This is a genomic window from Deltaproteobacteria bacterium (assembly GCA_016219225.1).
In the GTDB taxonomy this organism is placed as follows: Bacteria; Desulfobacterota; RBG-13-43-22; order RBG-13-43-22; family RBG-13-43-22; genus RBG-13-43-22.
This window is the reverse complement of record JACRBX010000351.1, coordinates 1-21,325: the sequence shown is the minus strand read 5'-3', so window position 1 is coordinate 21,325 and position 21,325 is coordinate 1. Positions and strand designations below refer to the sequence as shown.

The 21,325-nt window shown below is 51.1% G+C and carries 19 protein-coding genes; 17 read left to right on the top strand and 2 right to left on the bottom strand.

Annotation, left to right across the window (positions count from 1 at the left end; genetic code table 11):
- The 17 genes from HY879_28220 to HY879_28140 all read left to right on the top strand — a co-directional run.
- The coding region (locus HY879_28220) for a hypothetical protein (protein MBI5607237.1) at positions 1-470 on the top strand (470 nt) is incomplete at its 5' end.
- Positions 467-637 (top strand): hypothetical protein, encoded by a 171-nt coding sequence (locus HY879_28215; GenBank protein ID MBI5607236.1) that lies wholly within the window; start codon positions 467-469, stop codon positions 635-637. The genes HY879_28220 and HY879_28215, both read left to right, overlap by 4 nt.
- 33 nt (positions 638-670) lie before the next feature.
- A complete protein-coding gene (locus HY879_28210; GenBank protein ID MBI5607235.1) occupies positions 671-3,055 on the top strand; it encodes a DEAD/DEAH box helicase in 2,385 nt (794 codons plus the stop codon).
- A complete protein-coding gene (locus HY879_28205; protein ID MBI5607234.1) occupies positions 3,052-4,086 on the top strand; it encodes a hypothetical protein in 1,035 nt (344 codons plus the stop codon). The genes HY879_28210 and HY879_28205 overlap by 4 nt, the downstream gene beginning before the upstream one ends.
- Positions 4,087-4,450: 364 nt before the next feature.
- Positions 4,451-7,141 carry a hypothetical protein gene (locus HY879_28200; GenBank protein MBI5607233.1) on the top strand — a complete coding sequence of 897 codons (2,691 nt, stop codon included), beginning with the start codon at positions 4,451-4,453 and terminating at the stop codon, positions 7,139-7,141.
- A gap of 247 nt (positions 7,142-7,388) precedes the next feature.
- Positions 7,389-8,015, top strand: coding sequence for an alpha/beta fold hydrolase (locus tag HY879_28195; GenBank protein ID MBI5607232.1), 627 nt, complete (start codon positions 7,389-7,391; stop codon positions 8,013-8,015).
- A 41-nt stretch (positions 8,016-8,056) separates the two neighbouring features.
- On the top strand, positions 8,057-9,343 hold the full coding sequence (locus HY879_28190) for a hypothetical protein (GenBank protein ID MBI5607231.1): 1,287 nt from the start codon (positions 8,057-8,059) through the stop codon (positions 9,341-9,343).
- Between the two features lie 113 nt (positions 9,344-9,456).
- Positions 9,457-10,368 (top strand): ABC transporter ATP-binding protein, encoded by a 912-nt coding sequence (locus HY879_28185; protein MBI5607230.1) that lies wholly within the window; start codon positions 9,457-9,459, stop codon positions 10,366-10,368.
- A complete protein-coding gene (locus HY879_28180; protein MBI5607229.1) occupies positions 10,365-11,198 on the top strand; it encodes an ABC transporter permease in 834 nt (277 codons plus the stop codon). The genes HY879_28185 and HY879_28180 overlap by 4 nt, the downstream gene beginning before the upstream one ends.
- A gap of 91 nt (positions 11,199-11,289) precedes the next feature.
- On the top strand, positions 11,290-11,634 hold the full coding sequence (locus tag HY879_28175) for a 4Fe-4S binding protein (protein ID MBI5607228.1): 345 nt from the start codon (positions 11,290-11,292) through the stop codon (positions 11,632-11,634).
- A 96-nt stretch (positions 11,635-11,730) separates the two neighbouring features.
- Positions 11,731-12,882 carry a 2-oxoacid:acceptor oxidoreductase subunit alpha gene (locus HY879_28170; GenBank protein MBI5607227.1) on the top strand — a complete coding sequence of 384 codons (1,152 nt, stop codon included), beginning with the start codon at positions 11,731-11,733 and terminating at the stop codon, positions 12,880-12,882.
- A complete protein-coding gene (locus tag HY879_28165; protein MBI5607226.1) occupies positions 12,879-13,778 on the top strand; it encodes a 2-oxoacid:ferredoxin oxidoreductase subunit beta in 900 nt (299 codons plus the stop codon). Before HY879_28170 ends, HY879_28165 begins: the two co-directional genes overlap by 4 nt.
- Positions 13,779-13,910: 132 nt before the next feature.
- Positions 13,911-14,474, top strand: a complete 564-nt coding sequence (locus tag HY879_28160) for a 2-oxoacid:acceptor oxidoreductase family protein (protein ID MBI5607225.1) — start codon at positions 13,911-13,913, stop codon at positions 14,472-14,474.
- 11 nt (positions 14,475-14,485) lie between these two features.
- On the top strand, positions 14,486-16,915 hold the full coding sequence (locus HY879_28155) for a hydrogenase iron-sulfur subunit (GenBank protein ID MBI5607224.1): 2,430 nt from the start codon (positions 14,486-14,488) through the stop codon (positions 16,913-16,915).
- 97 nt (positions 16,916-17,012) lie between these two features.
- Positions 17,013-17,480, top strand: coding sequence for a 4Fe-4S dicluster domain-containing protein (locus HY879_28150; protein MBI5607223.1), 468 nt, complete (start codon positions 17,013-17,015; stop codon positions 17,478-17,480).
- Complete coding sequence (locus HY879_28145; GenBank protein MBI5607222.1) at positions 17,480-18,382, top strand: CoB--CoM heterodisulfide reductase subunit B; 903 nt, start codon at positions 17,480-17,482, stop codon at positions 18,380-18,382. Before HY879_28150 ends, HY879_28145 begins: the two co-directional genes overlap by 1 nt.
- 61 nt (positions 18,383-18,443) lie before the next feature.
- Positions 18,444-18,761, top strand: coding sequence for an IscA/HesB family protein (locus HY879_28140; protein ID MBI5607221.1), 318 nt, complete (start codon positions 18,444-18,446; stop codon positions 18,759-18,761).
- A 146-nt stretch (positions 18,762-18,907) separates the two neighbouring features.
- On the opposite strand, the gene HY879_28135 is transcribed toward HY879_28140, so the two are convergent.
- Positions 18,908-20,488, bottom strand: coding sequence for a phosphoglycerate dehydrogenase (locus tag HY879_28135; GenBank protein MBI5607220.1), 1,581 nt, complete (start codon positions 20,486-20,488; stop codon positions 18,908-18,910).
- A 223-nt stretch (positions 20,489-20,711) separates the two neighbouring features.
- Positions 20,712-21,325, bottom strand: a 614-nt coding sequence (locus HY879_28130; protein ID MBI5607219.1) for an alanine--glyoxylate aminotransferase family protein, incomplete at its 5' end; no start/stop codon positions are given.

Sequence of the window (21,325 nt, the reverse complement as noted above, 5' to 3'; positions counted from 1 at the left end):
ATAAAAAAAAGATAAAATATCTTATTGTCGGGGGGCTTGCGGTTAACCTTTACGGCGTGCCGCGGGTAACTCAGGATATTGACCTTATTATCTCAACGAAAAAACCCAATATTTTGAAAATCATTAAGGTGCTGAATGATCTTGGCTATATTCCCCGGTTGCCGGTAAATCCGAAGGATCTGACTGATTCTGAGAAAGTGAAGGACTGGATTGAAAACAGAAATCTTAAGGCCTTCAGTTTTTACCATAAGCGAGACAACTATAAGGTGATCGACATCCTGCTCGTCCACCCGCTCCATTTTGAAGAATCGTTTAAAAGCAAAACGGTGAAGAAGGTGGAGGATGTTGAAATTTATCTGGCTTCCATAAATGACCTTATAATAACCAAAGAATTCAGCGGAAGAATGCAAGATGCCAGTGACATAAAAATGCTGAAGAAGGTCAGAAAGTATCTTGGAGAGGTGAAATGAATAAAGGATTTCAATACACCATCGAAGAAGAGAAGATCATCGAATATCTAAAACTTTCCACCGCGGATAAGCTGCAGTGGCTGGAAGAAATAAATGAGTTCAACCGGATTGCCCTGGATGAACGAGAAAAAGAAATAAGGATAAGACTAAGGGCGGCAGAAATTTAAGAGTAAATTAAAAATTAATTTTCAATCATCCCTATGCCCATTGACCGCCAAGCCAAACAAAAGAAAAAACGGGAAGAGAAAAGAAAGGCCTTCCGCCGGGAAATAGATCGTCTTCAACAGCGGGAGCAACTGGACGAATACGAATGGATGACCCAAAAGGCCTATGAAGAAAAGGATTATTCGGCGGCATTAAAATTTGCCTTGAAATGTTTAAAGAACCGGCCCCCTAACCAAGCGATGGAAAGAATAGCCATCCAATCGGCCAAGATCCTCAAAGATCAACCGGTCCTTTATACCCTTTTGTCTCGTCTATGGGAAAAAAAGGGGCCCTTTGTAGCTGATGATTTTCTGTTTTTAGGAATTGTGGCCTTTAATCGAGGGGAGTTTATCTTAGCCAAAGAAGCCTATCAACGCTTTCTTAAAACGGCCAAAGAACAGAAATGGCGTCTCCCCAAAACACACCTTAAGGCTGCGGAAAGAGGTCTGACCGATTCTATTTTCCGGATAGAAATGGAGACACGTTCGAAATCAAGGCATCTCTCCCTTTCTACCCCTGAACGGCCACCCGCCGTAAAAAAAGTGGATAGGTCTGAGGAAAGGCAGGCTCCTCCTTCGCCCCCAAAAACAGAGGAAGCGCAAAAAAATAAGCCGAAATCCTTAAGATCCGAAGAGCCGGTTCCCGAATCAAAAATGGAACCCAAGATTCATTTTATTATCAACCAGACGGCCTTTCTGGAAGCTATGCAGAGTTTAAAACCCAGCGATTCGGAAACGTTGAACCTGACCCTGGAGGCTTATCAACTATCTTTTCGCACTTCGTATGATCAACTGATCTGTCTGCCCACCCTGAAGAATATGGAGTCTCTCTGGTATCAGGAGGAAACGGCCCGCAAGGTCATGAAGGATTTCCGAGGGCGGACCATCCTGGCCGATGAGGTCGGTCTGGGAAAAACTATCGAGGCCGGTCTGATCCTGAAGGAATATTGCCTGAGAGGCCTGGTCCGTTCGGTCCTTATCCTTACCCCCAGCTCATTGGTTAACCAATGGCAGGAAGAATTAAAAGAAAAATTTGAACTTTCTTTTGTATCCTCAAATGATCTTTTGTTTCGGCAGGACCCGGAAGGTTTCTGGAAAGAACCTTTTTTATTGGTCTCCTTACAGACCGCCCGGTCCAAACGTCATTATGAGGCGGTTACCCGACGGACCTATGATATGGTCATCGTCGATGAAGCTCACCACTTAAAAAATCGGGCAACCAGTAACTGGAAGCTGGTCAATAGCCTTTTAAAAACCTTTATCTTACTTTTGACGGCCACCCCGGTCCAGAATAAGCTGGAAGAGTTATACAACCTGGTTACCCTGCTTAAACCGGGCCATTTAAAAACCCAAAAGGCCTTTAAAGAAGAATTTGTGACCAGGGGTAACCCGACCGATCCCCGCAATCGGGAAAAACTATGTCAGCTTTTAAAAGAGGTCATGGTCCGGAATACCCGGTCCGTAACCCAATTGCATCTGCCTCCGCGTTTCGCCTGGACGGTACGGGTTAACCCCAATGACGGAGAGAGTTCTTTTTACCGGCATATCAGTGCCTTTGTCGCCGATCAGACTCAACAAGCCGAAATGGAACTGCCCAGGATGACCCTGCGGAAATTATTAGAGGCTGCCGGATCATCTCCTCCGGCGGCCTTTCGCATGCTGGGGAAAATGGCCCGGGAAAAGGATAACGGAGTCGGCAGGCAAGCCGAACAACTCCTGGAGCTGAAAAAAGAACTCCCGGTTATCGCCAAGACGAAAAAATTTTTGGAGCTTCTTAAAGCTGATTCGGAACAAAAAATAATTTTTATAAATTACCTGGCCACCCTTGAACATCTTCACCAGGTTCTTGACAAAGAAAAAATCCCCCACCTGGTTTTTCAAGGCAGCTTGACTACCGAACAAAAAAAAGAGGTAATGGCCGACTTTAAGGGCGGGTGCCCCATTCTCCTGACCACCGGAACCGGCGGGGAGGGGCACAATCTGCAATTCTGTCATACCATGATCAACTATGATCTCCCCTGGAATCCCATGCAAATCGAGCAGCGCATCGGACGGATCCATCGTATCGGGCAGGAGCACGAGGTTCGAGTCTATAATCTTTGCACCGCCGGGACCCTGGAAGACCACATCCTGGAAGTACTGGACCGCAAGATCAATATGTTCGAGCTGGTTATCGGCGAGATCGACATGATCCTGGGCCGTCTGGAAGGGGAAGAGGAATTCAGCGATCTGGTCTATGACATTTGGGTTCAGCACCCGGGAGAAGCTGAAAGGAAAAAGGCCTTTGATTCTTTGGCCACCCGTTTAACTCAGGCCAGGAGGGTCTATGAAAAGAGCAAAGAGTTGGATGAGAAACTCTTCCAGGAGGATTTCGGGGTATGAATCCATCCTTCGACCCTGAGTTGCTCTCTTTTACTTCCCGGGTCCTGGAGAAACAAGGAGGGCTGGTCGAACACCGTGATGACCGGTTGTTTGCCCTGTTGCCCCAGGAATTGGCCCAGTCCTTGGGGATTCCCGAAGAGGTCCAAATAGGCGGTCTTGACTTACCACTCATTTATGGAAGCCCGTTTCTGGACCGACTGATTGAAAAAGCCACCCAGGATGTACCTATTGTTTATGGCCAAATCGAAGTCCCTTATTTGAAAAAAGCCGGCTTTGAGCAACTGATCGGCAGGGACCTTATCTTTGCCGATGGTCAAATCCGGATCGTCAGCCGGGCCGAAGCCCGGACCACTTATATGGTGTTTGTCAGTCACTATGTGGCCTTGAGTGATGAGCGAAAAGAGGGACTGGTTCGTTTGACCGTCCAAGAGGAGACCGGAAGCCTGATCCCGGACTTTGAGGCCCATTTACCGGAATTCCAGGTTACCTTTTTTGAACCCGGCAAAATCCCTCCGCACTTTCCTGTCCATTTGGATAAGGTCATTTCCTTGGGCTTAAAAAAGGCCCAAGCGGTAACAGAGGCCGAATTGGCCGAATTTTTAAAAAGTATGAAACGCAGACTTCAACGGGACATTAAAAATACCCGGGAATATTTTCAGGCCATGGAAAAGGAAATGATGGCCGCCTTAAAAGCCGGCCGTACCGAAGCCCATGAAAACGAAAGAAAAGCCAAAATCGAGGCCCTTCCTCAGGAGTTGTCCAGAAAAATAGAGGATCTTCAACACAAATATCAGATACAGGTAACCATAACCGGAAATGCGGCTCTCCGCTTTCTGGTCCCGGTAGTCCAGCTTCTTCTTCAAGTCCGTTATCGAAAATTGGAACGCACTGCCCGTATTACCTGGAATCCCATCACCCACCGCCTGGATCCCCTATTATGCGAGCATTGTTCGGAAACCATCCAGGTGGTTTATCCCTGGATAAAGGACACCCGGATCATCCTGGGCTGCCAGTCTTGCGGCAAGAAATAAAAACACGAATACGTTTTTAGATAGTGAGATTCAAACAGTTTATTCGGCCGGTTTCAGACTAAAATTGGGCCGCTTTTACGAGATTGTCAAATTTGTCCATGGTTGGTAATTGTTAGCATCGGTCTTTTGTTTTTGCAAGAATAGATTTTGGAAAAAATCTTTCCCTGAACGCTTTTGAAATCCGCAAGTCCATACGGAATGCTTTTGTATTTTTTCATTCAGAAACTCCTTACGCCATCCGGATAACAGATCAGACCTGCCCAATTTTTTATCTATTTGCTTGATGAAAAAAATAGTTTTGTTATAATTTTTCCAGACTATTTCCATTGAATTGAATGTCCATAAAAAGTAAGGGGGAAAAACAATGGAGCCTATTCTGGAAAATAGGCAGATTGCCAGGATATTCCTATCGACAGTCGCATGGCTGCTGATGGGTCTCATGAGCCTGCCATTAACTTATGGGGAGGATTTGGTGGCCATAACCGTTCAGGAACGCGCCGGCGTTGAACGGATCAATGAATACGTCAGTTTCGGTATTCCCTTGCCCCGAACCTGGAATGTGACCAACCTTTCCAATCTCCGCGTCCGCAATGCCTTAGGGACACCGGTTGCGGCGCAGTTAAAGAGCCTGGCCCGTTGGGGCGCTTCACCGGACAATCCCGCAGCGCCGGTCAAATGGGTGCTGGTGGGCTTTTTTACCTCACTTCCCGCCAACACCAGCCAGGGATTTCAACTGGACCATAACGGACCTGGGCCGGCACCGGCTACCGCCATTCGGGTCGATACGGTAACGCCCGGTAAAATGACCGTCGATACCGGAGCGGCTCAGTTTGAATTGAATACCACCGGGAATTTCAATCTGTTTCAGCAGGTAATCATTGGCGGCAAAGCATTGCTGCAATCCCTGTCAGCCACCAATGCTATTGATTACGAAGCTGCCGGCACCCTAAGCCTTGTTGCCGGCGGAAGCCCGGATTTTACTGCGCGGGTTACTGCGGCTACCCTGGAACGCCAGGGCCAATTAAACACCATCGTCAAGGTGGTGGGCAGCATTCTGGATAACTCGGCCAGGGCTTTGCTGGATTATACGGCCCGCCTGCATTTTTATGCCGGCAGCAGCGATGTGCGTCTGGATTTTACCGTGGAAAACAATCAGCCGGTGCTGGCGGATCAAAGCGGGCAGCCCACCAATGCGCATGATCAGGGCGCCATCAACAGTGTTTACATTGGCAGTCTGAAATTGAAACTCCAGCTTCAGAGCACCGGCGGCAATCTGCGGGTTTTGAGTGAGCAGGGCCTGGATCTGACCACCCCGGCTTCAACCGTCAGGCTCTATCAGGATTCGAGCGGCACGGATTACTGGAATATGTATGTCGGCCAGGTCGGCTGGCCTGATCAGAAAATTTCGGCCAATCCGCGCTTGCAATCCTATTGTACCATCCGGGGTTTCCAGCTTACCGGTCCGGGCGTAGCCCTGCGCGGCGATCAGGCCCTGGGATGGATGGCCGCTTTCCGTCCGACCGGTGCCTGTATGTCTGTAGCCGTAAAGAATTTCTGGCAGAATTTCCCCAAAGCCATTGAAACCCAGAGCAACGGCACGGTGGCGATTGATTTGTTTCCCAATGGCAGTCAGTTTAAACACAATTTTCGCGTCGGCGAGGAAAAAACCCATTCCCTGCTCTTGCATTTCGGATCCGGTTCAATGACCGCCACAGAAGCCAAACGGCTGGCCAAGGCTTTTAATGCGCCCCTGTTTGGAACCGGGCCGGCGGCTTTTTACGTCAATAGCGGTGTGCTGGATGAAGTTCCGGTGGCGAACCTCCAAAAATGGCCGCTCTATGAACGCTATGTCCGGGTAGCCTTTGAACCCAACCCGAATTTTAATCCCAATATTCATGATCCCGGCTTCGGTAATTCCACCCTGGAGAATACCATTCAAAAATACAATTTTTACGGCTGGCAGGATTATGGCGATGTGCCCCTGGATTATGAGGCCTTTGGCCCCAATCAGGCCGGTCAGATGAATCTCAAATACTGGTACGTGTTTGGGATGCTGACCCAGTTCTGCCGTTCGGCTGACCTGAACTGGCTGGATCTGGGTCTGCCGGCTGCCTGGCATCTGGCGGATATTGACTATCTTCACATCCCGGATGAGGGCATTCAGCACTGGGCTCATGGTGCGTATTTCGGTCATAGCCAGCATGATGAACCGGGTTGCACCAACCCCAACCGCAACTATAATTCTCCGGCTACGGATCTGTTCTTTGGCGTACCGGATTTAATCCGGGCCTACCATCTTTCCGGGGAACAGCGTTTTCTGGATACGGCGCTGGAAGGCCTCCAGGCGCTGGAAAATCTGTCCCAGTTCAGTGATTTCACCTATCCGGTGTTCTACCGGGAGCGGGCTAATCTGATTTTGGCCTATATTGAAGGCTACCGCCAAACCGGGGATGTGCGCTGGCTCAACAATGCCAAAACCATTATCAGGTATACGGCCATCACCTCAGACAAAGGCTGGTTAACCAATCCCACAGCCTATATTCCCCCGCCCGGTGGCCCCTCCGGCGATGAAAGAATCAGCGGGTTTCAGTTTGCCCTAGTGTTATGGACGCTGGGACGTTATCTGGATTTTTGCACCGAGTACAGTATCACGGATACACTGGGGGTTGCCAGTGCGCTTGCGACCTACGGGGATTTTATTATCAACCACCTGATGCGCCCGATTCCGGAGAAACCCGGCTATTATGCCACGATTGACAGCATCTGGTTTAACGCAACCTATGCGACCTATCTGGAAGTCAATGACTGGGCGCTCTTAATGGCTGATGTTCTGGCGTATGCCTATAAGTATTCCAGACAGAAACGTTTCCTGGATAATGCTGCCCGGCTCTATGCCACCGGAACCGAAGACCAGGCCTGGCTGGATGATCCGCCGGTGTATATCGCTTCCAAAGATCTGGTCAATTCGCTCAACTGGGGCCTGGTCTACATGAATACAACCCCCTTTAAGGCGGCGAGATCTTTACCAGGGATTTATTTGCCGCTTTTGTTCTAAGATGGCAACGGATAGATAAAGTGCAATTGTTTGGCGGATGCGGGATTCCGAAGGATAGCCAACTGTTATCTTCAAAATCAATTCTCATTTTCCTTTATTCGTTTAAAAAATGGCTTGCCCAACCACATCATCGCATTGTGGATCTTATTGGTGCATACGGCAAGCGACACAAGGTATCCTGCGCCATCGCTCACTTGGAATTAGAGGTAATGTCTTTTTGTGAATCCCAATTATTAAAGGAAACTCTATGAAAACCGGTATAGCCGAAAAAACTATGTTCCCCGCAGGCTCCCTTTATCTGGAAGGCCTGCTGATCCGGGGGAAAAGCCCTGAAGCCGCTGTCATTTCTCATCCCCATCCCCTATATGGCGGAGATATGTATAACCAGGTGGTGGGACATATCAGCCAAGCCTTTGAAGAAAAAGGCTGGACCACCCTGCGTTTTAATTTTCGGGGGGTGGGCCGGAGCCAGGGGGATTTCGATGAAGGGTTCGGGGAGGAGAAAGATGTGTCAGCGGCCATCGCCTATTTAAAAGGATTGGGGGAACATCCCATTGTCCTGGCCGGCTATTCCTTCGGGGCCTGGGTCAATGCCCGGGCGGCCCGGCAGCATCCGGATATCCTCCAGTCCATATTGGTCTCTCCGCCCATCTCTATGATGGATTTTTCTTTTTTGAAAGAAGGCGCAAAATCCCGACTGATCATTGCCGGAGATCAGGTCCCATTCTGCCCGCTTTCAGACCTTGGAAAATTGGTCCAGGTCATGAAACCCCCTCCATCATTGAAAATCATCAAAAACGCCGATCATTTCTACTCATCGGGAGCGTCGGAACTGATCTCGGCGATCCAGGAAAGCACAATCGAAAAGGATTAAGGTTGCCTTTTTCTTCTCCAGAAGGTAAAAAAGAAAGCCTTATGGACCTTAAAAAAACCGGTGTCTGGTGTTTTTCAACCTACCTGGCCGAAGGCTTGCCCTTTGCCATTATCCGTATCCTTTCATCGGTCTTCTTTACCGACATCGGCCTGAAGGAACGGTATATCGGGTATTTGAATTTTTTAGGGATTCCCTGGAACCTGAAGTTCCTCTGGGCCCCCTTCCTGGACATCCTGGGAACGAAACGGACCTGGATGATTGCCATCCAGGCCGTCATTTCCGTGCTGATCGTGGGTATTTCCCTCAGTTGTTTTTCGGCCGCCCGACAGAGTGATGCCCATTGGATCCTGGCCGTCATATCGCTGACCTTCGTCGTCCTGGCCTTCCTTTCGGCAACCAATGACATTGCTATAGACGGCTATTACATGGAAGGGCTGACCGATCCCAAGGAACAGGCCGCTTATACCGGGTATCGTGTTTTTGCCTACCGGGTGGCGATTATCCTGGTCCGGAGCGGCTTTGTGGCCCTGGCGGCCTTTGCCGCAGCCCGATTCGGCGGGGAAGACAAGTATGGCCCCTGGGGGGTAGCTTTTAGCGCTGCTGCTTTAACCATGCTCCTTTTGACCCTTTTTCATGCCTGGCAGCTTCCCCGGTTCGAAAAAAAACGGGTGACTACGGGCCGCTCTCTTACCGACATTGCCCGGGATTTTGCCCGGTCCTTTAAGTCCTATTTTGATCAGGAAAAGGTCGGCCTGGTCATTATCTTTATCATTACTTACAAGATCGGTGACGAGATCCTTTTTTCCATGGGCACACCCTTTCTGATGCGGGAACTGGGCGTAACCAAGGCCCAGTTTTCCTGGCTCGGAGGGATCCTCGGCGCCCTGGGTACCATTGTCGGAACGTCGATCGGGGGGATTTGGATCAAGAGAACGGGTTTAAAAAGAGCCATCTGGCCCCTGACTATCCTCATGAACTTCAATATCTGGGCCTATATTTGGCTGGCCTGGTACCTTCCCTCGGCGGCAACGGCCTCGGGGCTTTTGGTCATTGCCGCGGTGCATTGTTATGAGCAGATGGCGGCCGGACTCGGAAATGCCGTGCTGATCGTTTATCTCCTTGGGACCTGCAACCCGGAATTCAAGGCCGGCCATTACGCCGTGGGTTCGGCTATTATGTCCATTTTTTCCACCTTCTTCGGCGGATTCGGTGGTATCATCGTCGAAAAGATGGGGTATCTGAACATGTTCATCCTGGCCTTCAGCGCCTCCCTCCCGGCTATGCTGCTTATGTTCTGGGTGCCCCTGCATGAAAAGGGGCAAGGCTGAACCGAAATTCCCTTCGGCCTTCAGCCTTCGGCGAAATCGATGTTCATGCTGGCGGGTGCCCTAAAAGAGTGCTGAGTTCGGAGTTCTGAAATGGTCTTCGTGAGGAGTCTTGCTTGAACCCTGTCGTAAAAGCGGAAAATCTGACCAAACGTTTCAAGGATCTGGTGGCAGTGGACCGGATCTCCTTTGAGACTGAAGCCGGGGAATGTTTTGGTTTTCTGGGACCGAACGGGGCCGGAAAAACCAGCACCATACGGATGATTTACGGTTTTTCACCGGTCACCGCCGGTCGTTTGCTGGTCTTCGGAAAAGAGATCAAACAACACTTCCGGGAAATCAAGGCCAGGATCGGGGTCTGCCAGCAGGAAAACAACCTGGACCCGGACCTGACCGTCTGGGAAAACCTGCTGGTCTATGGCCGTTATTTTAATCTCCCCCCAAAAACCGCTAAGGAGCGGGCTGAAGAATGGCTGACCTTTATGGGTCTGGTCCATAAGCGGCAGGCCCTTATTTCGGAACTCTCGGGGGGGCTGATGCGCCGTCTGGTTATTGCCCGGGCCTTGATCCATAATCCGGACCTGTTGATATTGGATGAACCGACCACCGGACTGGATCCCCAATCCCGGCACCAGGTCTGGGAGCAGATCCGGCTGCTTAAGGCCAAAAATATCTGTATCCTGCTGACGACCCATTATATGGACGAGGCGGCCCAGATCTGCGACCGCCTGATCATCATGGATCATGGACGAATCCTGGTGGAGGGCGTTCCCGGCCAACTCATCCGGGAGCATATCGGCGGCAATGTGATTGAGGTGGAAAATCCGACCTCCAATCTGGTGGATTTTTTAAAGGCTCAACAGATCCAGTATGAACACCTCCCGCAACGGCTCTTGATCCATACCCGGGAAGGGGAAAAATTGTTTCAGCAAATTTCAGGCGAATTTTGTGGAAGCGGCTGTACCTTGCGCATGGCCACTCTGGAAGATGTTTTTTTAAAATTTACCGGCCGGGGGCTTCGCGAATGAACAGGAAGGTGTTCCACTTTCGTTTTCAAACTTCCGACTCCGAACTCCGAACTCCGAACAGACTTTCCTGGCGTTTAGTCCGGGTTTGGCAGCGCAATTGGGATGTTTATCTCAAGACCTGGAAGATCAACTTCTTACCCCCTCTGCTGGAGCCCATTTTTTATCTACTGGCTTTTGGGGCCGGCCTGGGCTATCTGGTCGGTCAAATTCCCTTCAGCGGTCGTCTGATCACTTATACCGCCTTTATTGCCCCGGGGATCCTGGCCATCAATGTCATGCAAAATGCCTTCTTTGAAACCACCTATGCCTCCTATGTGCGGATGTATTATCAAAAAACCTTTGATGCCATCATGGCCACACCCCTGACCGTCGAAGAAATTATCCTGGGTGAAATATTCTGGGGGGCCAGTCGTTCCTTGATGGCTACCGTTTTAATGATGATCGTCCTTTCCTTCTTCGGACTTCTGGCCTACCCCTGGTCTCTGGCGATAATTCCGGCAGCCTTCCTGGGCGGCCTGGCCTTCGGGTCCGCCGGGATGTGTTTTACGGCCCTGATGCCGAACATCGAGGCCTTCAACCTTCCGGTCTTCCTGTTTATTACCCCCATGTTTCTTTTTTCCGGGACCTTTTTCCCTCTGGACCAACTCCCTTTCTGGGCCAAAATTTTGGCCTGGATCTTTCCCCTGACCCATGTGGTGGAACTGATCCGTGCCCTGGCGCTAAATATTCTCTCTCCGGAAAATCTTTGGAATTTTTTGTATCTCCTGGTCTTCTGCCTGATAACCCTTCCATTATCCCTGCGCCTCATGGTCCGTCGATTGATTCATTGATTTTATTTTTCATTATCTACTTTTATATTGACAAAACCTTCTCATTTAAATTAAATAGAAAGCTTTTGTGTACGTTTTTTAAGGGGTTGTTATGAAATTCTGGAGATTACCGCTCGATGCCGGTTCCCATTCCATCCCGATCGGGGAACTGCATATCATTAAAGACCGCTGTAAGGGTTGCAGCTTTTGTATCGAATTCTGCCCCAACCAGGTCCTTAAAGAAGCCCCCGAATTCAACAAGAAAGGTTATCATCCGCCCTTGGTCACCAAGCAGGGGGAATGCGTGAATTGCAATCTTTGTGAGATCATTTGTCCGGAATTTGCCATCTATAGCGTCCTCAAGGAATACAAGGAACTGACAGCCGAAGATATTGCCAATTATTCAAAAAAATTCGAACCCGAAACTACTCCTACTCCGGCAGGATCCAGTTCATAACCCCGGTGCAATAAGTTCGGAGTATAGAGTTCGGCCTCCGGCCTGGAGGGAGTTCGGAGAAAACCGGGAATGAAAGTTTAGGAAGAAACGTAACTCATGTCTGATTCAGGAATATTGACCGGCGAACATTTTATCAATGGGGACGAGGCTTGCGCCGAAGGGGCTATTGCCGCCGGCTGCCGGTTTTTTGCCGGATATCCCATCACCCCGGCCACGGAAATCGCTGAACGGATGGCCCGGCGTTTGCCCCAGGTCCAGGGGATCTGTATCCAGATGGAGGATGAGATCGCCTCGGTAGCCGCCATCCTGGGGGCCTCTTGGGGCGGAACCAAATCGATGACCGCCACCTCCGGCCCGGGCTTCTCTTTAATGATGGAAAACATCGGTCTGGGTATGATGACCGAGACCCCCTGCGTCATTGTCGATATCATGCGCGGCGGACCTTCCACGGGCTTACCCACCCTGGTCGGCCAGGCCGATGTCATGCAGGCCCGCTGGGGGTCCCACGGAGACTACGGGGTCATCGCCCTTTGCCCATCTTCCCCGCAGGAGATGTTTGATCTGACTATTTCGGCCTTTAATCTTTCTGAGACCTATCGCCTGCCGGTCTTTGTCCTGGGGGATGAACTGGTCGGGCATATGTCCGAAAAAGTGGTCATCCCGCCGATGGATCAAATTCATCTGATCTCAAGGCCCAGGCCCAGCCAGTCTTCTGAAACTTATTTGCCCTTTATGGCCGGGGAAGACTTCGTGCCACCCATGGCTTGTGCCGGAGAGGGTTACCATGTCCATGTGACCGGTTTGACCCATGACGAACAGGGCTATCCCATTATAACCCCACAGGTCCATGAACGGCTGGTTCGGCGCCTGACGGATAAAATCCGGCTCAACGCCCGCAAGATTATTCAAGTGGAGGAAATCGGTATCCCCGATGCCCGGGTGGTTGTTGTGGCTTATGGCTGTACCTCCAGGGCGGCCCGGGAAGCGGTAACCCTGATGAGATCCAAAGGGAAAAAGGTGGGCTTGCTCAGGCTGATTACCCTCTGGCCCTTTCCGGAAGAAAGGGTTAGCAAAATCAGCAAGAACCTTTCTGCCTTTATCGTCCCGGAAATCAATTATGGGCAGATGGCCTATGAAGTGGAAAGGTGCGCCCAGGGTCAGGCCGAGACGGTCCTCTTGCCTTTAATGGGCGGGACTATTCATTCTCCGCAAGACATAATGGAAGCCGTCGAGGAGTATCTGCCATGAAGATACGCTGTCAACCGGTGGTCCCTTTTGATGGCGATGCCACCAGACGTCTCAGAGATGAACAGCATGGCCTCCATCCCGACGATCTGTATCTGAAGCCCGGCAGGATACCCCATATCTGGTGTCCGGGTTGCGGCTTGGGCGTGGTCCTGAATACCTATATCAACGGCCTAAAGATGGCGGCTATTCCCATCGACCGATCCGTAGTCGTTTCCGGAATCGGCTGTACCGGCCGGGTGGCCGGCTATCTGAATATGGATACCTATCATACCACCCATGGCCGGGCCGTCCCTTTCGCCACCGGACTGTCCTTGACCCGTCCGGATCTTTCGGTGACCGTATTCAGTGGGGACGGGGATCTGTTCGCCATCGGCGGGAATCACTTTATCCACGCCGCCAGGAGAAATGTCAACCTCAAGGTTATCTGCGTCAATAACTTCAATTACGGGATGACCGGCGGCCAGGTGGCCCCGACAACGCCGGTGACGGCCAAGACAACCACTACCCCTTATGGTAATTCGGAGGCCTCTTTCAATCTGCCTTATCTGGCCCGGGCCAGTGGTGCGGTCTATGTGGCCCGTTGGACCACCTTCCATGCCCGCCAACTGGTTAATGCCATAGCCGAGACCTTTGCCATCAAGGGCTTTACTTTCATAGAGGTCATCGCCCCTTGCCCGATCGGTTACGGCCGGCCCAATAAATTAGGCAGCGGCCTGGATGAGATGATCTATTACAAAGAAAACAGCCTGGTTCAAAATGGGGCCGACCCCAGGGACGTGGACATTGTCTTGAAAGGAAAGATCATCGTCGGGAAATTTGTGGAAGAACAACGCCCGACCCTTCTTGAGGAATATGAGGACAAGGTCTTGAAGAAATTCAGGAGAACGGAAACGTAATAATTTTGGATTTTGGATTGCGGATTGCGGAATTATTAGAAAGCCGTCATACTTGACAAGTTCGTAAAAAGCCATCCACGCCGTCATCTTGCATCTTGAAACTTGAAACTGTTTTTCGATCTATAAAAAACCATGACCGATACAAATAAAACCGAAATACGCCTGGCCGGGTTCGGCGGCCAGGGGATCGTCCTGGCCGGGCATATCCTGGGCAAGGCGGCCTCCCTTTTTGAAAAACTCAATGCCGTTTTCACCCAGAGTTACGGCCCCGAGGCCCGGGGCGGGGCCTGCAGCGCTGACGTGATTATCTCCGGAGGAGAGATCTTTTATCCCCGGGTTTCCTGTCCCCATGTCCTGGTCCTGATGTCCGAAGAGGCCAAACACACCTATGGCGGTCTCATGTCCAATCAGGCCACGGTCTTGATCGATGAGAATCTGGTCGATCTGGATATCGTTCCGGAAGGATGTCGGCTTTATAAAATTCCGGCCACCCGGTTGGCCGAAAAGTTAGGCCGGAAGATCGTTGCCAATATCGTTATGCTGGGGTTTATTACTTCTGTCACCGAAGTAGTCGGTTATGAAGCCATGAAACAGGCCCTCTTTGACTCGATCCCCCGTGGGACAGAAGAATTGAACCTCAAGGCCTTTGAAAAAGGCTATGAATATGGGAAAAAAGTAAAGGAGTTTCCGGGTTGACCCCCAAAAAAATTCTACGGAAAGAAAAAGAAGACCCCCGGGTCGGGGTCTATGTCTGTCATTGCGGATTAAATATCGGCGGGGTAGTGGACTGCGCCCGGGTGGCGGAGTTTGCCGCCGAACTCCCAGGGGTGGTCTTATCCAAACATAATCTCTATACCTGCTCTGAACCGGGGCAGGAACTGATCAAGGCCGATATAAAAGAACACCGACTGAATCGGGTGGTTGTAGCTTCCTGTACCCCCCGTTTACATGAACCGACCTTTCGAGCCACCTGCCAGGAGGCCGGATTAAACCCCTACCTCTTTGAGATGGCCAATATCCGGGAGCACTGTTCCTGGGTCCACCTCCACGACAAGGAAGAGGCCACGGAAAAAGCCAAAGACCTGGTGCGGATGGCCGTGGCCCGCGCCAGGGTTCTGGCCCCCCAGGAGACCTTCGAGGTCCCGGTAACCCGCAAGGCCCTGGTCATCGGAGGCGGGGTGGCCGGCATCCAGGCCGCCCTGGATCTGGCCGATAGCGGCTACAAGGTCTACCTGATCGAAAAAGAGCCCAGTATCGGCGGCCGCATGGCCCAGATCGACAAGACCTTTCCGACCATGGACTGTTCCATTTGCATCCTGGCCCCCAAGATGTCCGAGGCCGGACGTCATCCCAACGTTGAACTCATGACCTTGAGTGAAATCGAAGGGGTCGAAGGGTATGTGGGAAACTTTACCGTCCAGGTCCGCCGAAAGGCCCGTTTTGTAACGGACTCCTGTACGGCCTGCGGCGATTGTGCCAAGGCCTGTCCCCAGGTAGCCCCGGATGAATTCAATGCCGGTCTTTCCATGCGGCGGGCTATCTATATGTCCTTCGCCCAGGCCGTACCCTCCACTTATCAGATTGATATGGATCTGTGTTTGAATAAACACGGCATTGTGGCCTGTGATAAATGTTTTCAGGCCTGTCAAAGGCAGTGTGTGGATTATTCCCAGAAAGATCAGCTCCTGACCCTGGAGGTGGGGACCATTATCGTAGCCACGGGAGTCGACGTCTATGACCCGACGCCTTTAACCGAATTCGGCTACCGGAAATTTCCCAATGTCATCACCAGCCTGGAATTTGAACGCCTGATCAATGCCGGTGGACCTTCGGGAGGCAACCTGATCCGACCCTCGGACCAGAAAATCCCCAAGACCGTGGCCTTTCTTCAATGTATCGGTTCCCGTTCCAAGCGCTCTAATATCTACTGCAGTAATATCTGCTGCATGAATACCATCAAGGATGCCCTGCTGATCAAGGAACATTGGCCGGAGACCAAAATACTGGTTTTTTATATCGATATCCGGGCCTTTGGGAAAGGCTTTGAAGACCTCTTCCAGCGGGCCCGCCGCGAAGGGGTCTCCTTTATCCGGGGGGTCCCCGGAGAGATTATCGAGGATCCGGCAACCTACGATCTGACCTTGATCGGTGAAGACACCCTTCTTTCTCAACTCTATCGCTATGAAGTTGACATGGCCATCCTTTCCGTGGGGATCGAACCCAGAAAAGACAGCCCGGTCGTCCAAAGGCTTTTAAACCTTTCCTGTGCTTCCGATGGTTTTTTCCTGGAGGCCCACCCCAAGCTGCGGCCTGTGGATACCCCGACCGGCGGGATCTTTCTGGCCGGCTGTGCCGAAGGGCCCAAAGACATCAAGGATTCGGTCACCCAGGCCAGTGCGGCCGCCTCCCGGGCCAACATCCTGATGTCCCAGGGGAAAGTCACTGTGGATGCTATAACGGCCGTCGTGGATGAGACGCTCTGCCAGGGGTGCGGACTGTGTCTCAAGGTCTGTCCATACTCTTCCATCCGTCAGGATCCGGAGACTCAAATCGCCCAGGTTACTCAGGCCTCTTGCGCCGGGTGCGGAACCTGTGTGGCCGAATGTCCCTTTTCGGCCATAACGCAAAGGCACTTTACCGATCAGCAGATCTATGCCCAGATCGATGCCATCACCGAACAGGCCCCGGAGACCAAGGCCGTAGCCTTCTGTTGTAACTGGTGCTCCTATGCCGGGGCGGATTTTGCGGGCGTCAGCCGGATGCAATACCCGGCGCCGGTCAGGATTATACGAACCATGTGTTCCGGCAGGATCAGCACCGATTTCATCGAATATGCCTTCCGGCGCGGGGCGGCAGCCGTTTTGGTATCGGGCTGCCATATCGGTGATTGCCATTATATCAACGCCAACCACCAGACTGAAAAAAGGGTCAAAAGGGTCTGGAAAAAGATGGAACGGCTGGGCCTGGACAAAAACCGCTTGCAGTTGGCCTGGATCAGTGCGGCCGAAGGCAATCTCTTTGCCAAAAAAATGAAAGAAATGGCTGAGATCATCCAGGGAGTGCAGCCGGAAGAGATCGAAAAGACCAGGCAGGTCCTGGTGCCGAAGAAAAAGGGGAAAGAGGAAGGGACGGTTTAAATCGGAAAGTTCGGAGTTTAGAGTTCGGAGCGAGCCATTTTCATGCTCCGTGAATTCCTGATGGTGCATGAGGGTTTAGATAGGAAAGGCTGAATAAGTGATCAAAAGCATCTGGGAACTTTTTAATAAAGAAGACCTGTTTGAATGCTACCAGTGCGCCCGCTGTACGGGCAGTTGTCCGGCGGCCATGGTCATGAAATCCTATGGCCCCCGGGAAATCCTGCTCCGCTGTTTGAACCTGGGCCAGGAGACCGTGGTGAGGGATGAACGGGTCTGGTACTGTACCACCTGTCATGTCTGCGAAGACCGTTGCCCACAGGAAATCAATATCCCGGAATTATTAACGGCTATTTTTAACCTGGCTGCCCAGCGGGGTAATCTGCCGGAAAAAATAAAATTCGCCGTGGATATGATTGCCAAAACCGGCCGCAGTCTGATTGTCAACGAAAAGGTATTGAAAGACCGCCAGAAGCTGTCCTTGCCTCCCCTTAGTCCTCTGAATATCGACGAAATTGAGGGCATCCTTAAGAAAACCGGTTTAAATGAAGTGATTGAATTGAGTTGATGATGAAATATGCATTATTTTTAGGATGTGTCATCCCGGTCAAATACACGGGATTTGAAAAGGCCACCCGGGAAGTGCTGAAGGCCCTGGATATCGAGCTGGTGGACCTGCCCTTTTCCTGCTGTCCCTCCCCGACCAATTTGAAGCTGGCCCATTACGATACCTGGCTGGCCCTGGCGGCCCGTAATCTCTGCCTGGCCGAGGAGGCCGGACTTCCTATCCTGGCCATGTGCAACGGCTGTGTCAATACGCTGAAGGAAGTCAACCTGATCCTGAAACAGGACCTCTCAAGGCGCAACCAGGTCAATCAGGCCTTGGAAGGGTCCGGCCATTGTTTTAAAGGGGAGATCGAGGTCAAGCACCTCCTGGACGTCCTTTTTCAGGAAATCGGCCTGGACCGGATAGCCGAAAAGGTTCGCACTCCCCTGAGCGGAATCCGGATCGGTTGCCATTACGGCTGCCATTTATACCGCCCCCCCCGTCTTATGTATCCGGAAGACCTTTCCGAGGCGGCCAGTTACGTGCCCGTCAGTATGGACCATATCCTGGCCGTCCTTGGGGCCCAACCGACCCAATATTCCCGGAAATTCCTTTGTTGCGGCTCGGCCCTGGGGACTAATATTGACGTCCAGGCGGCCAATGAGATTACCCGTGAAAAACTGCAGCACATGAAAAAGCATCAGATCGAGGCCGTGGCCGTGGCCTGTCCTTCCTGCTTTTACCAGTTTGACCGGGGCCAACTGATGCTGGAAAGGAAGTATCATGACGGCTTCGGTCTACCCACGCTCTTTATTTCTCAGCTCCTCGGCTTGGCCATGGGTTTGGAGCGCATCAATCTCGGCTTGGAGGACCATCGCATCAGTCTCAAACCGGTTTTGGAAAGAATCGAAAGCCCTTCTTGACAAGAAGGCCCTTGATTCCTATAATTAATGAAAAGATTTTAAAAAAGGGAAAGGAAACATTATGTTGACAGTAACCGAAACGGCACAAACAGCCCTGAAAGATTATTTTGAAAAACAAAATCTTAGCTCGGCTATAAGAGTATTTTTAAGCCAGGGCGGCTGATCGGGGCCTTCATTGGCTCTGGCTCTGGATGAGTCCAAAGAAAATGATAAGGTCTATGCAATTGACGGAATCACCTACCTGGTAGACAAGGCATTGGAAGAACAGGCCAAAGAGATTAAAGTAGATTATGTCGATCAGATGGGGCGGTCGGGGTTTTCAGTGACTTCCGGATTGAGTTTGGGTGGCGGTTCCTGCGGGACTTCCTGCAGTTGTTAATTTAATACGAGAATAACGTTCGTCGTACAGCGTTCGGTGTTCGGCGAAACCCATTTTTATGCTTCGTGGTGACCCAGGCGGGACATGAGGCTTTAGTTATAGAAATGCGGGTTCAACTTTGATGCTGGACCCGCATTTTTTTATTTCTACAATTCCAGCGGCCTGGCCGAGATAACCGAAGGCAGGGCCGTGAGTTCTTTGAGGGCCTGGGCCGAAACAGCTTGATCGGTGGTTAAAAGGATAATATTTTCTCCCTTTTCTTTTTCCTGGCCGACCTGCATCCGTTCAATGTTGATTCTATGTTTCCCTAAAGTCAGGCCGATATTTCCGATTATCCCGGGTTTGTCTTCATTATGAATCAGGAGCATATGCCCTTCGGGATTGGCTTCCAGACGGAAGTTATTCAACCGGACAATGCGGGGTTCGTATTTTCCGAATAAGGTTCCCGAGATGGAACTTTCCATTTTCTGGGTCTTTACCCTTAAAGTTATGAGAATTAAAAAATCATCAACCGTATCGGTTTTCGATTCAATCACCCGTATGCCCCTTTCCTTGGCCAGGATGGGGGCATTGACGAAATTAACCACATCTTTCAAGATGGGGGTCAAAAGGCCCTTTAGCAGGGAAACAGTCATAGGCTTAGTATCATAGCTGGCCACTTCACCCAGGTATTCAACCGAGACCTCGGTCATCCCGCCTTGCAAAATCTGAGCTTGGAAGCTTCCCAGCCGTTCGGCCAGGACCAGATAGGGCTTGACCCTTTCCAGCAGATTGGCGCTGACCGAAGGGACATTCACCGCATTTTTGATGACCCCATGTAGCAAAAAATCGACTATCTGTTCGGCAATGGCCACAGCCACATTTTCCTGGGCTTCGGCAGTGGAAGCCCCTAAATGGGGGGTACAAATGAAATTATCTAACGAAAGAAGAGGGTTGTTTCCCGGTGGTTCGGTTTCAAAGACATCCAGAGCCGCTCCCCCCACCTTTCCGCTGACCAATCCGTCATAGAGGGCCTTTTCATCCACAATCCCGCCTCTGGAACAATTAACAATCATCACACCGTCCTGCATCCGCTCAATGGCCTGGGCATTGATCAATCCCAGGGTATCCTTGGTTTTGGGGGTATGAATGGTAATAAACTGGGCCCGTTGATAGAGTTCTTCCAGAGTGACCGGCTCGATCCCCTGTTTCAAAAGGATTTCCGGCTGAATAAAGGGGTCAAAGGCAATAACCTGCATCTTGAGACCCTTGGCCCGGTCAGCCACGATACTGCCGATTTTCCCGGTGCCGATGATCCCCAGGGTCTTGTTAAAAAGTTCTTTTCCTTGGAATTTCTTTTTCTCCCATTTTTTATCTTTAAGGGAGGCCGTGGCCTGGGGGATTTTTCGGGCCATAGACACCAGCAGGGAAATAGTATGTTCCGCCGTGGTGATGGTGTTGCCCTCCGGGGTGTTCATGACCACGATACCCCTCTGGGAAGCAGCCGGTATATCGACATTATCCAGGCCTATCCCGGCCCGCCCGACCACTTTCAGGTTAGCGGCCGCTTCGATGATTTCAGCGGTAACCTTGGTGGCACTGCGTATAACCAAACCGTCATAGTCTTTAATGATCGTCTTTAATTCTTCCGGGGCCAGGCCGGTTTTGACATCCACTTCGATTCCCTTGGCCTTGGCAAAGATCTCGACCCCTTTTTCCGACAAATTATCACTGATCAGAATTTTCATTTCTTGTACTCCTATCGTAATTCCTTATTCTTTTGAACTCATCCCTATTTTGTTGGAATCGTAAAAGTCGCTATCCTCACGAAGCTTGTCCCCAATGTCTTAATCGGGGAGCGGTAATCCAGGACATGAGTAATTAACTAAATACACTGGATTCCCGTTTCCACGGGAATGACGGCTCTTTTACGAGTCCATCATTAATTTACAATTTTTTTATTTTGACCGCCTACCCCCCGAACACCATTTCCGCCGCCCTAACCCCGGCCCCGAGTTCCACCGGATAGCCTAAATCTTTCAGGGCCAATTCCAGGGCCGATAAGGCAACAATCACGTCGAATTCATTGACATAACCCATATGAGAGATGCGGAAGATCTTCCCTTTGGCCTGGGCCTGGCCGCCGGCGATGGTCACCCCGTATTTTTCCCGCATGATCTTGACCACATCCTGTCCATTGATGCCTTCCGGAGCCTGGATGGCGGTCAGGGATTCCGAAGGATTTTCTTCGGCATAGAATTTCAGCCCCAGGGCCTTGATACCGGCCTTGGTGGCCTCGGAAAGACGTTTATTCCGGGCAAAAACGGCTTCCAAACCGAGGGTTTTGATCTGTCTTAAGACCTGCTGCAAACCGATAATCAAGGTAACTGCTGAAGTATAAGCGCCGGTATTCTTGGCCAGGGATTTGCGTTCTTTGGCGAAGTCAAAATAAAACCGGGGCAGGCTAGCGGTTTTGTTCAATCCCCAGGCCTTTTCGCTGACACTGGCGAAGGCCAGTCCCGGGGGAAGCATCAAGGCCTTCTGTGAACCGGAAACCAGGATATCAATATGCCAATCGTCGGTCT

Excerpts from the sequence above, each read along its gene's own strand:
- HY879_28190 (MBI5607231.1), top strand. The coding sequence starts at position 8,057 with ATGGACCTTAAAAAAACCGGTGTCTGGTGTTTTTCAACCTACCTGGCC.
- HY879_28200 (MBI5607233.1), top strand. The coding sequence starts at position 4,451 with ATGGAGCCTATTCTGGAAAATAGGCAGATTGCCAGGATATTCCTATCG.
- HY879_28210 (MBI5607235.1), top strand. The coding sequence starts at position 671 with ATGCCCATTGACCGCCAAGCCAAACAAAAGAAAAAACGGGAAGAGAAA.
- HY879_28165 (MBI5607226.1), top strand. The coding sequence starts at position 12,879 with ATGAAGATACGCTGTCAACCGGTGGTCCCTTTTGATGGCGATGCCACC.
- HY879_28145 (MBI5607222.1), top strand. The coding sequence starts at position 17,480 with ATGATGAAATATGCATTATTTTTAGGATGTGTCATCCCGGTCAAATAC.
- HY879_28205 (MBI5607234.1), top strand. The coding sequence starts at position 3,052 with ATGAATCCATCCTTCGACCCTGAGTTGCTCTCTTTTACTTCCCGGGTC.
- HY879_28135 (MBI5607220.1), bottom strand. The coding sequence starts at position 20,488 with ATGAAAATTCTGATCAGTGATAATTTGTCGGAAAAAGGGGTCGAGATC.
- HY879_28180 (MBI5607229.1), top strand. The coding sequence starts at position 10,365 with ATGAACAGGAAGGTGTTCCACTTTCGTTTTCAAACTTCCGACTCCGAA.
- HY879_28160 (MBI5607225.1), top strand. The coding sequence starts at position 13,911 with ATGACCGATACAAATAAAACCGAAATACGCCTGGCCGGGTTCGGCGGC.
- HY879_28170 (MBI5607227.1), top strand. The coding sequence starts at position 11,731 with ATGTCTGATTCAGGAATATTGACCGGCGAACATTTTATCAATGGGGAC.
- HY879_28195 (MBI5607232.1), top strand. The coding sequence starts at position 7,389 with ATGAAAACCGGTATAGCCGAAAAAACTATGTTCCCCGCAGGCTCCCTT.
- HY879_28215 (MBI5607236.1), top strand. The coding sequence starts at position 467 with ATGAATAAAGGATTTCAATACACCATCGAAGAAGAGAAGATCATCGAA.
- HY879_28175 (MBI5607228.1), top strand. The coding sequence starts at position 11,290 with ATGAAATTCTGGAGATTACCGCTCGATGCCGGTTCCCATTCCATCCCG.